Origin of the sequence: Dyadobacter subterraneus (assembly GCF_015221875.1) — a bacterium.
Classification (GTDB): Bacteria; Bacteroidota; Bacteroidia; order Cytophagales; family Spirosomataceae; genus Dyadobacter; species Dyadobacter subterraneus.
The window spans coordinates 741225-756033 of the sequence record NZ_JACYGY010000002.1 but is presented as its reverse complement, the minus strand read 5'-3'; the positions used below and the strand labels follow the sequence as shown (position 1 = coordinate 756033).

The window sequence follows — 14809 nt, the reverse complement described above, 5'->3', positions numbered from 1 at the left end:
GTTAGGGTTAATGGTTAACGGTTAATTATTAATTGTTAATGTTCTTGCATTAACAATTAACCATTTACAATTAATCATTAAAAAACTACCTTCTTATCAGCCAGTTTTCCGGATTCAGGCGCGATGTACTTTTCCAGATCTGGAATTGAAGTTCAGAAGTCCCGTCTCCGTCCGTTGCAACGCGTCCAATGGTTTCTCTGGCTTTTACTTTTTGTCCGGCCTGAACAGTCACACCCGACATTTTTGCATATACAGTCATGTAATTTCCATGCTGAATGGCTACAACATTGCCCATTCCCGGCATTTGCGTTACATCCAGAACAACGCCGTCGTAAACTGAGCGAACCGTTTCACCTGCATTTGTTTGTATATCAACCCCAAGATTATCAACCATTACACCTTTCAAAACAGCATGCGGACGTTGTCCAAAGTGGCCGGAAATAAATCCTCTCGTTGGCCACGACAACCGTGATTGCGAAGCTGCAAATGATGATGCAAGCGTAACTTCTTCATCACTCATCCCGCTTGATGAAACAACAGGCTCTTCTTTGGGTTCTTCAACAACAACTTTTGCTTCTCCTTTTTTCTCTCTTTCTGCATTCTCACGCGCTACACGTTCGCGTTCCGCTTTTCTTTTTGCCTCACGTTCAGCACGTTCTTCTCTTTCTCTTCTTTCACGCTCTTTTTTCTCTCTTTCGGCGATACGGCGAATATTGGCTTCCAATAAATTAGTCGCTTTCCGGTTTTCGGCTAACTGGTTTCGCAGTTCAACTTCCTTTTGGGATAATTCTTTTACAACTTCATCCTGCTTGGTTTTCAAGCCTTCAAGTTTTGTATTTTCTGAAACCTGAGTGACCAGTACTGTTTGCTGCTGTTGTTTTTTGGAAGTAATACGCTGGCGTTCGGCCATCAATTCCTTTTCCAAAACTTCCATTTGCTTAACCTGTCCTTGTCTGGCGTCCGTATATTGTTTTAAATATTTGTAACGTAAAACAAACTGGTTGAAAGTCCCTGATGAAAACAGGAAAACCAACTGATTCAGATACACGTTCCTCTTTGACGCTTCATAAATCATGTCGCCATATTCGGCTTTTAACTTACCCAGATCATTAGCCAAAACCTGACGCTTTTTTTCAAGCGTTTTAAGTTCCTTATCAAGGATAGCCATATCATCTGAAAGCAGATCAATCTTCTTTTTTAAGTTATTGATTTGCTGATTCAGTGCGCGTAACTGACCAAGGTTGACGTTTTTCTGAGAAGATGTCTGTTTCAGAATGCTCTGAATTTCATTCATCTTGCTCTGGTTTTCACTTTTTTCCCGTTCCAGTTGTTCACGGGTTTTTTGAGCAAATACGTTAAAAGACGTACAGCACAAAATCGTGAGTACCAGAAATAAACGGCGATAATTCGGTTGATGAAAGGGCATATTTGTTTTTCTTGCTGCCAAAATACCTTAAAGGGCGCGTAAAGTTAAGCAGACTTCACGTTTTTGTGCCTATAATAAGTGGAGAATCTGATTTTTACCTTTTTCGGGTATAACTTGAAGGTATACTAAATGGGAATCCCGGATTTTTACTTGCCAATTCTACCTTGTTATGTTTGATATGCATGGTTGTCTGGTAGAATTGTCTGTCTTTTTGAGATTGAACATCCAGATTAATCTGACTGCCAAAGGGAAACAGAGAACCATTTACATCTTTAAAATCCTCATAATTCAGCACAAACGTATTTTTTGTAGGTACTTCAACCGCTTTAAGCTTTTGCAGTTTTAGATTTTTTTCGTCGATATAATTATCTAAAACGATCCGGGCATTCTCCTGATGAAGAATCACAAACTCATTTTCTTTGTAAAATTTTGCCTCAGCTGTGGGTGCAAAGGGCAGATTTCCTATAATAATCGACTGTAAAAGTTTAAAATTCAGATCGAAATTATATTGTTTGCTAAGCTGCGCGTAAGTGAAAACGAAATATTCCTTATGAAATTTATCAACGAAAACAATCGAATCCGGCGTGATTAAACCACGTGCTACTTCAAAGCCAACACCCGTCACAGAAAGCCAGATCAGGCTGTCTTTTTTTATTCTGATATTGACATTTGTATTGTCGAAATCCTGCGTGCTGCTGCGAAATGAAAATTTGGATTTTGTCAAAAGATAATCAAATGCGATTTCTTTTACCGTCACAGGCGCAATTGTATTTGCAGCTACTGAATCTTTTTTTGAAGAATCTTTTATTACAAAGGAGGAATCAAGCGTTGGCCTTGATGTTCCTTTTACAAGATGTTTTTTGTGGCATGAAGTAAACCAAATACAGCCCAAAGCCAGGAACCATACCGTAATCTTATTGTTCATGTAATGTTCCGGTTGCTATTTTTTTGTCCAGTAGTTCAGTTGTTTCTCCCATTTTTTTGGCTTTTTTCCATTGAACCACCGCATTATCGCGCTCGCCCAGCTTAAAAAGTACATCTCCATAATGTTCAACAATCGTGCCACTAATATTGGATGTATCCTGAATCGCCTTTTCCAGTGATTCTTTTGCCTTTTTATAATCTTTTCTGATGTATAATACCCAGGCGTAAGTATCCAGATATGTGGCATTATCCTGGTGCTGCTGCACCAGACGTTCTGACATTTTTAACGCCAGATCCAGCTTTTCCTTACGCAGGGAAAGGAAATAACTGTAATTATTTAAAACGTGGTCGTTGTCTGGATTTTCTTGCAAAGCAAGGTCATAAGCGGCATCAGATTTTGCATTATCACCAAGTCCGTTATAAGCATCACCAAGCTGCGCATGGATATACGGGATCATATCCGGCTTGTCTGTAATCAGTTTCAGACTTTCTTCAAAAGATGAAATGGCTTGTTTATAATTCTTTTTCATCAAAAGAGCCGTTCCGTTGGAGTACCACAAAAGGCCTTGATTCGGGAAAATTTCAAGTGCTTTTTCAGAATGAGCAAGCAGACTATCAACCTGGTTTAATTCTCCATCCAGTTGAATAACCGCACCCCATACTTCATATACGGAACCATCGATTCTGGCTGCTTTCGCATACATATCACGCGCCTCCTCCTTTTTCCCACGCTGCATCAATTGATCGGCGTAAATAACATTTGTCCTGGCTTCATTTGGATGTGTATCTGCCAATTGTTTGGCAAGTACCAGTGCCTCATCTTTATCTTCATCCGTTTTCAGCATTTTCAAATAGCCTGAAAGCACGCGGATTTTAGGATCAGCATCCAGATTTGGATTGGCGAAAACCAGTTTTAATTCCTGATTACATTTTTGTATATCTCCATTGCGACGATAAATATCTGCCAGCAGAACGTGTGCCTGCGCTTCGTCAGGATTAATTTTTAAAGCTTCCTGTAATGGCGAGATCGCATCAGAAATTTTATCGTTCGCAATCAGCATTTCGGCCATTTCTACCCGATAACTTGCTTCGCCTGGTTCGTTATCAATCAGTTTTTTTGCCTCGGCAAGCGCTTTGTCCAGTTTATTTTCTCTCAAATAAAGCTGTTCTTTCTGATGAGTTATTTCCTCGGTCACACCGATCGACTTTTCGAGAAGATTATAGGTCTGGATTGCTTTATCAAACTGTTCATTAAAAACATAAACAGCAGCGAGCTCAATTCCATATTCAAGGTTTTCAGGATTTTTGGCTACAAGTGGTTCGTAGATTTGCGCGGCTTCCGTGTATTTCCTTTTTTTAGCATAAAGTTCTGCCAGTTGCTGAGCGTAAAACGGATTGGTTTTATCAAGCTCATATGCTTTTTTAGCAGGAATCAGGGCGTCGTCCTGTCTGTCAAGTTTTAGAAGAGCTGTTGCTAATAAGTAATATCCTGCTCCGTCCGCCGGACTTTTTTTAATAATCTGTTCAAAAACCGGAAGTGCCCGGGCTGGCTGATCCGTCATCATAAACTTCATACCTTCTGAGGTAAGTGTTTCCTCTTCAAGCCGAAATGCAGATTCTGGTGCAGATTTTTCCTTTTCATGCGTTTTAGTCCGACGCTGTGCATCGGCATGCATAATTCCGACAGCCATTAACAGGCTTGTAAGCAAGAATATCCTAAATAATTCTATCCTCATATTTTATCTTGTTGCCTATCAGGAATTAAGGCAGACCGGCTATTTCAATATAAACAGCAAAGGTACCAATTTTTTGGGGTTGCCCGGCAGAAATTCCCGCCTGATCTTCAATAGTAACGGATATTATAAAATATTCTTGTAAGAAACTCAGTTATCGTACAGAATAACCTCCTTCTCCCGAACCCGGTATACCCCAGGCTGTTAATGCCTCCGCCCGAATCGTCACATTTGTTGTTGCATCAGTATTAAAATAACTAAATTTTGCTTTGCCATTTTTGTCCGTTCTAAGTAGTGGAGCCCAGAAAATTGTCGACCGATAATCGGGAACATTGTTGTTAGGCAGATCCAAATCATAACGGGGTGTATAAAATTCGCGAGGAGTATTAAAACCAGCGATTTTGGAAACAGTTACACCCGGCACAACATCTTTGGAATAATCATAATTGACATTGGCACGTTTTGTCAAAACTGAAATGACACCTCCGCCGCCACGACTTCCAAATATAGCCGCGGAGGTACCTTTTAGCACATCAATTGTTTCAACATCAAAAATATTGAGGGAAGTGATTAAAGCCTTGTCCGTAGGCACGCCATCAAGTAAAAATGTCGGTTCCGTATTACTGTTTCTGATTCGAATTGTAGCATTGGAACCGGACCCGGAAACGACCACTCCTGCTACACGTCCCTGAATCATATCAAGTACAGTCATAGCGCCTCCCGTGGTCATTTGAGATACTTTTATGGTTGCATCCGCATGGCTGTATAATTTCCTTGTATCTCGCTGAGCCTCTTTTTGTCCTCGGATTGTTACTTCTTTTAAAAGTTTCTCCCTGCTATCCCGGATTTTCTTTTCAATTGCCAGATACTCTTCCGTTCTTTTTAAATATGCGGCCATTTGCAAGGCGTCAACAGTAATGGGGTAAAATGGAATTCGGGAAATGGTGAATTTTGGCGGGTCAAAAGGAGTTACCAGGATATTGAGCATATCCCTGTTTTTAGGACTCATGCCTTGCAGGCGGACATTTAAGGAATCTTTAAAAACCAGATTATCAAGCGAAAACAATCCTGTTGCTCCTGATTCTGTCGTTAGAAAAGTATTTATACTATCACCAGTAAGATAAACGGACAGCATCACATTTTCGACAGGTTTTTTAGAACGTTTTACTTCTCCCTGAATGGAAAAACCCTGTTCAACAAAACGGGCTGGTGCTGTATGGGTTTCCTGTAAAACATCTTTCCAATCAAACCGGCGCCATCCCTGAGTCATCATCAGTACATCAACTTTAATTTTCCGGTCTTCTTTTGTTTGATCAAAATAATAAGCGGGCTGCTCAATATTACCTTTCAGGTCAGAAGAAAGCATAAGGTAAGAAACAATGTTCTGGTCAAATGGCTGCTGGGCAATCTGGCCTGCATCTGTAACGGCTACTGACAAATTGGTTTCAACCGGCGCACCGGCGCTGTCTGTGACCATTAATTCAACCTCGGTTTTTTCTCTTAATTTGTATGTATTTTTTGCTGTATTAATTTTAACATTAAGACGATCTCCGTGATCTATAAAAACGACTCTTTCACAAACGGGCTGATTTAGATGATCAAAAAGAGTAAGTTGGGTAATACCATCCGGAAATGCTGATGTGGGAACGTTAAGCTGTAAACCTTTTTTTGACACTTTTCCTTTGGCTGCAAAAGCAACCAAACCTCTTGTATGTCCAATAATATTTACTTCTTTATCAGAATTATCGGGGAAGTTGGCATAAATGAGCACACGCATTTTATCCGAAGTAGTCAGGTTATTGACCATCATGATATATCCTTCCGGCTTAACCTCAGGGAGGTTAAATGTTTTAAAAGGCTCTGAGTTCTTTCTCAGATAAGCAGTATATTTTTGGTTAGCGACTGGCGTAAAGGGAAATTTCCCCATTCCTAAATGCTCACTTTTCAGAGGGACAATAGTATCGTTACTCTGGTTTAGAATATAGCCATTGACATCCGTTCCTAAACCAGATTCATCAATAGCTTTAAATCCTATACGGGTGCTCAGGCCGGCAACAAGTTGTCCGCCTTCGGGAAAAAACTGAACATCAAGCGCTGAGGCAGGATTGGCTGGTTTATCTACGTCATCATTAAAAAGATATATGTCTTTATGAAAAAAGAAATCTTCCTGGAAGTTGCGCATCCAGTTTGTGTAAGCACGGATGGTATAAGCGCCTTTTGGCAAGTCATCCGTTAGGGGAATATCTCCGTTTCCAAAACCTCCGTCAAGTTTCACCCTCCGCAACGCTATATTTTTTCCACTCCTTTTATCAATCAAATCGACATAAAGAACCTGACTTGCGCTATCTGCGAAATGTACGGAACCTTCGGCCAGATATGCTTTGAACCAAAGGGTGTCACCAGTTATGTAATATGGTTTGTCAAGATGCAGATAAGCTTTTTCCTGAGGGAAAATGCGGCGGTATTCTTGTAATCTCGTTAGAATTATTTTTGAAAAATCGTCTTCCGCCCATTTGTAAGAAGCGAGCAGAAAAATGGCGAAAATAAGTGTGGTGATTTTTAGAAAGGTGAGTTTGAAGGGCATGGCTGATGAATTTTTAATTTGTTATGAAAGGTTAGAAGTGTGGTTTTATCATGATTATATTTTGGAATTATAAATAGATTTGGTTGTGATCCCTATGTCACCCTTTCAGGGTTAATAAATAGCTCGTTGATACATTTTCTATAATAATGTCATCCCTTCGGGATTTTTGCAATTCAATTTTTAAGATTAAAAGGTTTTGGTTTTGATCTCCTATATCACCCTTTCAGGGTTTAATAAAAAGCCCGTTGACACATTTTCTATAATAATTTCATCCCTTCGGGATTTTGGCCATTCGATTTTTAAGATTAAAAGATCTTGATTGTGGTTTCTTATGTCACCCTTTCAGGATTTAAATAATTGCTAGTAATTACATTTCTATAATAATGTCATCCCTTCGGGATTTTTGCACTTTAAACTTTTTAGATTAAATGTTGTGATTTTGTGCCAGCCTTTCAGGAAATAAATGCTAATAAAAGCACTTTTCTGAAAAAATAATCTCCGCAAATCCTTTCCTCATTGAGATCCAAAATCCCGAAGGGATGATATTATTATAGAAAATAGATCAATGCGAGAAACCAAAACCCGGAACGGGTGGCATAACCTGCTTAACTAACCACTCACACTCCAAATGATTTGAAATCGTCATTCACTCAATCCAATCAAACAAATACTTCTCATCGTATTTAACCTGAAATTTCGCAAGCATATCAATATATTCCTCCTTAAAAGTTTTCTTTTGATGATGTGCTTCCTGGTTACTAATATACTTAAAAACAGAATCGATTTGTGATTGTCCATAAGTAAATGGGCCAAAACCTTCCTGCCAGGAAAACTTGCCTTTCACAAAGTTTTTAGAATTGATAAAATTGGAAGAATTGTTTTTGATATCTCTTACCAGGTCCGAGACAGACATTGATGGGCGAAGTCCAATAAAAATATGTACATGATCACCAACTCCGTTAACAATAATTGGCTTTTGATTTTTGCCTTTAATAATACCGGCAATGTATTCGAAAAGCTCCGCCCTGAATTCCTTTTTATTAAATTTTCTCTGCCTTTTACAGCGAAAACCACCTGAACATACATTTGTGAAAATGTACCAGCCATATCAATATTAAGTTAGTGTGTGTTAATTAAATAATAATCAATTCTTTCGATTCAAACGCTGTACCGCAAGAAAAATAGGATAACTAAGTATTAAAAATAAGATCGAAAATTTACTGCTTGAAATATCCTGAACGACCGCTGCAACTAAAAAAGCCAAGGAAATAATAAGCATCAAAATGGGCAAAAACGGATAAACCGGTACTTTCCAGGGACGAGCCAAAAGTGGTTCTTTTTTTCTTAACATAAGCAAAGAAGCAAATCCGGAGGTATAACCAAGAACAAAAAAGAACGTTGCGATATCTGAAAGTTTTTCACAAGCCTCTTTTCCTACCAGAATAAGAATGATAGCAACTCCTGCTGTTATTGGCATTGCAAGTGCCGGTGTTCCTCCTTTATTGACATAGGTTGCAGCGTTAATGAATAAACCATCGCGGCTCATGGAATATAAAACTCTTGGATTAAAGAGCATTTGTGCGTTCACAATACCGAGAATCGATACCATTAAAAAGATTGTAACAATTTTCGCGGATCCTTCGCCAAATATGAGTTTAATCGCATCCGCAGCGGCAAGTTTGGAATTGGCTAATTCATTCATTGGTAAAATGTAAAGTATAGCGAGGTTGCAAAGAAGATAAATAATGATGATCAGCAAAACCCCGCCAATCATCGATTTTGGGAGATTTTTAGTTGGATTTTCGTCTTCTTCTGTAAAGTAAGCAGCTGTATGCCAGCCATCATAAGTATAGAAAATCGCTTGGAGAGAAAATATAATCGGACCGATAATGCTGCCGTTCTGGATGATTTTGCTGGTTGTTAAGCTGGCATCGGCGGAGGAAATTTCTTTTCCATAAATATAACAAACAGCCACAAAAGTGAATAAACCAACGGCTTTGAGGAAACTCATGACATTTTGAAAAGTACTGGCCAAGGCAAGGCCGACCCAATGTATTCCAGTCAGAGTTAATAATATAGAAGCTGCGACATATGGTTCGTAACCTAAAAGTGATGGAATCAAAAGTGCCAAATATTCACTCATCGTGTAAACTCCGAAACCTAAAGCCGCGCAAGTGCCCATCCAGCTGTTTATTCCCACCACAAATCCTGCATAATCACCGAAAGCGCGACGTGCATACACATACCAGGCGCCTGCTTTTGGTACAGAAGTTCCAAGTTCTATCGTACAAAGTGTTCCGAGAAAAGCATACAAACTGACTGCAATCCACACGCCCATAATGAGCCAGGGTTCTCCCAATTGCGCTGCGATAGGTCCTGGTTTTCGAAGAATTCCGGTTCCGATTGTACCACCGATCGTTACGGCAATACCAAAGCCGACACCGAGTATTTTGAGTAATTCTTTTTTGGGAGAAGGTTGCGTCATAGGAGTGATCAGGAAAAGTGCTTTTCCGAAAATAGTCAAAGTTTCGGAAAGTCAGTGCTACCGTACCACTGTTAGTCAAAATGGAGATTGACAAGGTAAGCAAAAAAATAGGGTACAAGCCCGGAAGCGTGTACCCTACTAAAAAATTATCGTTTTTACCCTACAAAACCGCCTCAGCCAAAACCAAAACTTTATTGTTCAGTACTTCAACCACACCACCGTCGATGGTATAAGTTGTTTTGGCGCCACTGATATCGACAACTACGTCTCCGCGTTTAAGCGAGCTTACAAGCGGAGCATGGTTATTCAATACCTGAAACTGTCCGTCGGTACCCGGTAAAGTAACAGCATTTGCTTCTCCGGCAAATACTTTTTTATCTGGGGTAATGATATCTAAATGCATATTTATTGGCTTTTGGCTGTTAGCAATCAGCTTTTAGCTTTGATAAAATATCGCGCTATCAGCTGTTAATCAATATTGTGATTATCTGTTAGCAGCTTCTGCCATCATTTTTTCACCTTTGATCTGAGCATCTTCGATAGTTCCAACAAGGTTAAATGCCATTTCAGGAAGGTGATCGTATGATCCGTCCATGATCTGGTTGAAACCTTTGATTGTATCGTTGATGTCTACCAACACACCTTTAAGACCTGTAAACTGTTCAGCCACAAAGAAAGGTTGTGACAAGAAACGTTCTACACGACGAGCGCGTGATACAACCAGTTTATCTTCGTCAGATAATTCTTCCATACCCAAGATCGCGATGATATCCTGCAATTCTTTGTAGCGTTGCAAAATGTTTTTCACACGTTGAGCACAGTCGTAATGTGCATCACCTAATGTTTCTGCGTTCAAAATACGAGAAACTGAATCTAGTGGATCCACAGCAGGATAAATACCTTTTTCAGCAACTTTACGAGAAAGCGTCGTTGTTGCGTCCAAGTGAGTAAATGTCGTCGCTGGCGCTGGATCCGTCAAGTCATCCGCAGGTACGTAAACGGCCTGTACAGATGTAATAGAACCACGTTTTGTAGACGTGATACGTTCCTGCATCTGTCCCATTTCAGTAGCAAGCGTTGGCTGGTAACCTACCGCCGAAGGCATACGACCCAAAAGAGCTGATACCTCAGAACCTGCCTGTGTAAAACGGAAGATATTATCGATAAAGAAAAGGATATCACGTCCTTGTCCTTCGCCGTCTCCGTCACGGAAATATTCAGCAACTGTAAGACCTGTCAAGGCAACACGTGCACGTGCTCCAGGAGGCTCGTTCATCTGACCGAACACGAAAGTCGCCTGTGAATCTTTCAAAGTTTCGTAATCCACTTTTGAAATATCCCATCCGCCTTCTTCCATGCTGTGTTTGAAATCGTCACCGTATTTAATAATACCAGCTTCGATCATCTCACGCATCAAGTCATTTCCTTCACGGGTACGCTCTCCAACACCTGCAAATACTGAAAGACCAGCATATGCTTTTGCAATGTTGTTGATCAATTCCTGAATCAATACTGTTTTACCAACACCAGCACCACCAAACAAACCGATTTTACCACCTTTTACATAAGGAGCAAGCAAATCGATCACTTTGATACCTGTGAAAAGTACTTCCGTAGCCGTTGCAAGATCTTCATATTTAGGAGCTCCACGGTGAATTGAAATACGTTTGTCTGTTGCGTCTACTGCTTTAAGACCATCAATAGGCTCTCCAATTACGTTGAATAAACGTCCTTTAATTGATTCTCCTGTCGGGATTGTGATTGGAGAACCAAGCGGAGTTACCGTCATCCCGCGGAACATACCTTCTGTACTATCCATCGCGATAGTACGAACTCTGTCTTCTCCCAAGTGCTGCTGACACTCAAGAATTACTTTTTGACCGTTTGATTTGATGACCTCTAATGCATCAAGAATAGCCGGGATGCGTTCGCTGTCTTCAAATGATACGTCTACAACGGGTCCAATTACCTGCGTAATTTTTCCTAAGTTTGTCGCGTTTGCCATTATAAGAATTTTAGTATAGTCTATGAGAGGTTATTTTCGAACCGCAAAAGTAGGAGATAATTTGGTCAGTACCAATAGTGTCACAATTGATTTATAGGATATTTTTTAGAAAATCCCCCAAATTATGTGAAAAGTGTATAGAAATTATCAGAATTGCTCTCAAAATTGGTTTCGGCAGGAACTTTTTATTTCTTGTTAAGACAAATATTATTAAGCTTTAAGTTATATTTTGAAAGTTTGACTAATTAATAGGTCATTTGATGAAGTTCTAAAAATGATTAAATTTGAGTACTATTAAATCGAATTTTATGAATGCACAACTTTTAGAAAGGATTACATTCAACCCTAGTCAGTGTGGTGGCAAACCCTGCATTCGTAATATGCGTATCAGAGTAACTGATGTTCTTGAATTACTCGCAAATGGATTAACTCCCGAGCAAATTGTTACAGAAGAGCTTCCAAGTTTAGAATTGGATGATATTACAGCCTGTTTACTGTACGCGACTATAAAAATAAATCACCCTGTCTTTCAGGCAGCATGACGATTATTTTAGATGCTAATTTACCTCCAAGTTTAGCTTTATGGATCACCGCGAAGTTTCAGATAGATTGTTATTCCGCAGAATATCTGAATTTAAATAATGCTGAAGATAAAGAAATATTTTCGATTGCGAGGGAGAAGAATGCCATTGTAATAACAAAAGATGACGATTTTGTTTCTCTTCTAATACGCAATGGAAGTCCACCCAAAATAATATGGCTTACTTGCGGAAATACTTCAAAGTCCAGGTTGCAAGAAATCTTTACTTTTAATCTAGTGCAGGCACTGCAAACCCTTCAATCAACCGACTTAATAGAAATTACCGGACGTTAATGTTAGTTTTAACCTATTATATCAAAACTACAAAAGACGTCGTTGGTAAACTTTCCCTGTCGGAGCAAAAATATTTATGAAAGAACTTTTTTTCTGGAGAGTCTGGTCTTCCTCTGAACGCCGTATCAGTATTGCGGCTTTTGTTACCATTATCCTGTCTCTTCTTTTCTTTATAGTAAAAGGTATTGATCCGCTGGCAAATGTCATCCGGTGGGATGTTTTGAGTGAATTATCTGACATTTCTACGGTTGTTGACATTTTAAAATTTGATCAGTGGCAATACGGAATTTCCGGTCCTTCCAGTCTTATAACTGAGCAATTTGTAGCGTCAACGATGCAAACCGATTTCCTGACCATCAAAATATTCTGGGGATTAATCATCGTTGGACTTTCCTTTATCCTTGCTTCGCTAACCACGATGCCCCGTTTCTGGTATCTGGCTGGTATGGTAACATTTATAGTTTTACTGGCTTCTGCCCGGCTGGAAACGCTGGGTATTTTTGGCGAGGGGAGCCGTGGATTTTTTATTCTGAGCGTGGCTTTGTATGCTGGACTTAGCTATTATTTCCATGCCTTCCGTCCTGATTTTGGAATCGGAATAAGGATTTTGGGACTTTTGAGCATTTCCCTAATCCTGTTATTAATTGTTGCATTCGTTTCGCCAGTTTCTTTTCCGGCACTTACAGCAGCATCCTATTCTATGCCGATCTGGCTGTTGATTTCAATTTTGTTTTTATTGATCTCAGCAACAGAAATTATTGCCGGATTGGTTTGGCTTAGTACAAGCGGCCAGGTGAAAGCAGGGAAATCCGGGTTCACGAATTTTTTGGTTATAACGATACTTTATCTTGTCTCACTGATTCTGCTTTATTTAAAAAATACACGTCAGATCGATTGGGATCTTACTTTATTAAGCCCCGTTTATTTAGCCATCGCCGCAGGAATTTTAGGCATATGGGGTTTCAAAAAAAGAGCAGATTCTGCCAGCAGCATTCTTTCTTTTCGCTCAACCGGATTCTGGTTGTATACGGGAATGTTTATCGTTACAGGCGCTCTTGCCGGTTATGCGGCAGGCTCCGCTAATGACCCACTTTTGGAAGTGCTTGAAGATGTTGTCGTAAATGGACAATTGGCAATGGGTATCGTCTTTCTGTTTTATATTATCATCAATTTTTACGCTGTTTTCAAACAGAATTTAGCTGTTCATAAAGTCTTGTATAAACCGATGCGTTTTGGTTTAACCCAAACAAGATTATTCGGTTTTGCAGGGGTTGTCATTTTATTTTCGATACAACGCTTATTGCCGGTACATCAGGGAATTGCTGCCTACTTCAATGGTTTGGGTGATTTATACTCAAACACACGTGAATATCCTCTGGCCGAGCAATATTACAAAATGGCTTTGCAGCAGGAATTTCAAAATCACAAATCCAATTATGCACTTGCTTCTCTGGCTTTAAATCAGGGTGATCAGGTTGCGGCTTCTTATTATTTTCGTCAGGCACTATTAAAAAATCCTTCGCCACAAGCTTACGCAGGTTTAATAGGCGTTTTGATGCAGGAAAGTTTATTTTTCGATGCGATTTTCAGTTTGCAGGAAGGGCTGAGGACTTTCCCGGAAAGCGGAGAGTTGCTGAATAATCTGGGTATGCTTTATGCAAAAACCAATGTGGCTGACTCCGCTCATTATTATCTGGATAAGGCTGAAAAAACCAGCAAAAAACCAGAAGTTCCTGCTACCAATTTATTAGCAATCTGGGCAAGAAGTACCGATTCGGGTTTATTGGATTCGTTAGCTAATAATAGCAAGTCTCAAAAATATCTTTCCTGGGAGGCTAACTGGCTGGCAATTCAGAATTTGCGCCAGAATTTTTCCAAACAGGATTTTAATAAGGATGTGATCAAACCGGATTCAACGCTTAGTGTTTCGGGATTGGCTTATCTGGTGAATTATTCTAAAAATCAGGCAAGAGAAGACAGTCTGCCAGCAGTTTTTTTACCAAAACTTGCAAATAAAAATCAGCTGCTTGCTGAGGATTTATCGCTGGCAGCACTTTATCCTGAATTTTACAGCGGCGATAAGTTAAAAGCCATTGAGACACTTTCAAACTGGGCTGAACAGGGAGGAGAAAAAGCAAAAGGATATCACAAAATTTTAGGTCACTGGTTGTTGCAGGTTGGATTGTATGACCTGGCAATCAAACACCTGACAAACGTGGATGGCGTGGAAGGAACACTTGGACAGGCAGTTGGATATGCATTATCAGGCCAGCAGGCAATCGGTGGGATTTTACTTGAAAAATTACAGGAAAAGGAGAAAAGTCCTGCTCTGCAAAATCTGCAAACTACTTTGGCCAATATAAAACCGCCAAAAACCAAAGCAGATTCTCTTTTCGCCAAAGCACAAAAATCACCTTCGGAAAAGAATTTTGATGCCGCTGTTCATGCCAACCCTTTCGACGCTAAAATTGTAGCAGCAAGTGCCAATTTTTACCGTCAGAAAAAACAGATTCCAAAAGCTTATAAGATTGTTTTGAATGCATTGAAATTCAATGATCGGGCATATTTGCTTTGGGAAGAATATACTATTTTAAGTTTGCAGCAAGGCCTTATCGGACAAGCAGATGAAGGTGAGGCGATGGTAAAAGAAATCTCCTCTCCTGCCGATTATCAGGCTTTTTCGGCTCGCTATCAGCCTATGCGCGCTCTCATCGAAAAACAAAGAGCGGAGTTTAAGTGATTTTTTATTTTAGCATTCGAATCGTGTAATCTGCCTGG

Annotated in this window: 10 protein-coding genes and 1 pseudogene; 3 read left to right on the top strand and 8 right to left on the bottom strand. The window is 39.8% G+C overall.

Translation table 11 applies throughout. From position 1 onward, the window contains the following. Positions 1-85: 85 nt before the first annotated feature. From IEE83_RS28550 to atpD, 8 genes and pseudogenes are all read right to left on the bottom strand, one after another. Positions 86-1426 carry a murein hydrolase activator EnvC family protein gene (locus IEE83_RS28550; RefSeq protein WP_194124154.1) on the bottom strand — a complete coding sequence of 447 codons (1341 nt, stop codon included), beginning with the start codon at positions 1424-1426 and terminating at the stop codon, positions 86-88. Positions 1427-1520: 94 nt separating this feature from the next. Beyond that, positions 1521-2351, bottom strand: coding sequence for a lipoprotein insertase outer membrane protein LolB1 (lolB1, locus tag IEE83_RS28545; RefSeq protein ID WP_194124153.1), 831 nt, complete (start codon positions 2349-2351; stop codon positions 1521-1523). Further along, positions 2341-4041 (bottom strand): tetratricopeptide repeat protein, encoded by a 1701-nt coding sequence (locus IEE83_RS28540; RefSeq protein WP_228102113.1) that lies wholly within the window; start codon positions 4039-4041, stop codon positions 2341-2343. The genes lolB1 and IEE83_RS28540 overlap by 11 nt, the downstream gene beginning before the upstream one ends. A 196-nt stretch (positions 4042-4237) precedes the next feature. Further along, a complete protein-coding gene (locus IEE83_RS28535; RefSeq protein WP_194124151.1) occupies positions 4238-6667 on the bottom strand; it encodes a TonB-dependent receptor plug domain-containing protein in 2430 nt (809 codons plus the stop codon). Between the two features lie 646 nt (positions 6668-7313). Then, a pseudogene (gene tnpA, locus IEE83_RS28530) lies at positions 7314-7774 on the bottom strand (IS200/IS605 family transposase). A 37-nt stretch (positions 7775-7811) separates the two neighbouring features. Further along, the gene (locus IEE83_RS28525; RefSeq protein ID WP_194124840.1) at positions 7812-9152 is read right to left on the bottom strand and encodes an APC family permease; all 1341 of its coding nucleotides are present in this window, start codon (positions 9150-9152) and stop codon (positions 7812-7814) included. Between the two features lie 160 nt (positions 9153-9312). Next, entirely contained in the window at positions 9313-9555 is a 243-nt protein-coding gene (atpC, locus tag IEE83_RS28520; RefSeq protein WP_090340768.1) for an ATP synthase F1 subunit epsilon, read from the bottom strand. Between the two features lie 81 nt (positions 9556-9636). Beyond that, positions 9637-11157: a F0F1 ATP synthase subunit beta gene (gene atpD, locus IEE83_RS28515; protein WP_194124150.1), complete on the bottom strand. Its 1521-nt coding sequence runs from the start codon at positions 11155-11157 to the stop codon at positions 9637-9639. 308 nt (positions 11158-11465) lie between these two features. On the opposite strand from atpD, the gene IEE83_RS28510 reads away from it, so the two are divergent. The 3 genes from IEE83_RS28510 to IEE83_RS28500 all read left to right on the top strand — a co-directional run bounded on the left by IEE83_RS28510 (position 11466) and on the right by IEE83_RS28500 (position 14771). Then, positions 11466-11699 carry a DUF433 domain-containing protein gene (locus tag IEE83_RS28510; protein WP_194124149.1) on the top strand — a complete coding sequence of 78 codons (234 nt, stop codon included), beginning with the start codon at positions 11466-11468 and terminating at the stop codon, positions 11697-11699. Beyond that, positions 11696-12031, top strand: coding sequence for a DUF5615 family PIN-like protein (locus tag IEE83_RS28505; RefSeq protein WP_194124148.1), 336 nt, complete (start codon positions 11696-11698; stop codon positions 12029-12031). Before IEE83_RS28510 ends, IEE83_RS28505 begins: the two co-directional genes overlap by 4 nt. A gap of 76 nt (positions 12032-12107) precedes the next feature. Continuing rightward, the gene (locus tag IEE83_RS28500) at positions 12108-14771 is read left to right on the top strand and encodes a tetratricopeptide repeat protein (protein ID WP_194124147.1); all 2664 of its coding nucleotides are present in this window, start codon (positions 12108-12110) and stop codon (positions 14769-14771) included. Positions 14772-14809 lie beyond the last annotated feature (38 nt).

Coding starts and splice junctions, on each gene's coding strand:
- IEE83_RS28550 (WP_194124154.1), bottom strand. CDS start 1,426: ATGCCCTTTCATCAACCGAATTATCGCCGTTTATTTCTGGTACTCACG.
- IEE83_RS28535 (WP_194124151.1), bottom strand. CDS start 6,667: ATGCCCTTCAAACTCACCTTTCTAAAAATCACCACACTTATTTTCGCC.
- IEE83_RS28510 (WP_194124149.1), top strand. CDS start 11,466: ATGAATGCACAACTTTTAGAAAGGATTACATTCAACCCTAGTCAGTGT.
- atpD (WP_194124150.1), bottom strand. CDS start 11,157: ATGGCAAACGCGACAAACTTAGGAAAAATTACGCAGGTAATTGGACCC.
- lolB1 (WP_194124153.1), bottom strand. CDS start 2,351: ATGAACAATAAGATTACGGTATGGTTCCTGGCTTTGGGCTGTATTTGG.
- IEE83_RS28525 (WP_194124840.1), bottom strand. CDS start 9,152: ATGACGCAACCTTCTCCCAAAAAAGAATTACTCAAAATACTCGGTGTC.
- IEE83_RS28505 (WP_194124148.1), top strand. CDS start 11,696: ATGACGATTATTTTAGATGCTAATTTACCTCCAAGTTTAGCTTTATGG.
- atpC (WP_090340768.1), bottom strand. CDS start 9,555: ATGCATTTAGATATCATTACCCCAGATAAAAAAGTATTTGCCGGAGAA.
- IEE83_RS28500 (WP_194124147.1), top strand. CDS start 12,108: ATGAAAGAACTTTTTTTCTGGAGAGTCTGGTCTTCCTCTGAACGCCGT.
- IEE83_RS28540 (WP_228102113.1), bottom strand. CDS start 4,041: ATGGCTGTCGGAATTATGCATGCCGATGCACAGCGTCGGACTAAAACG.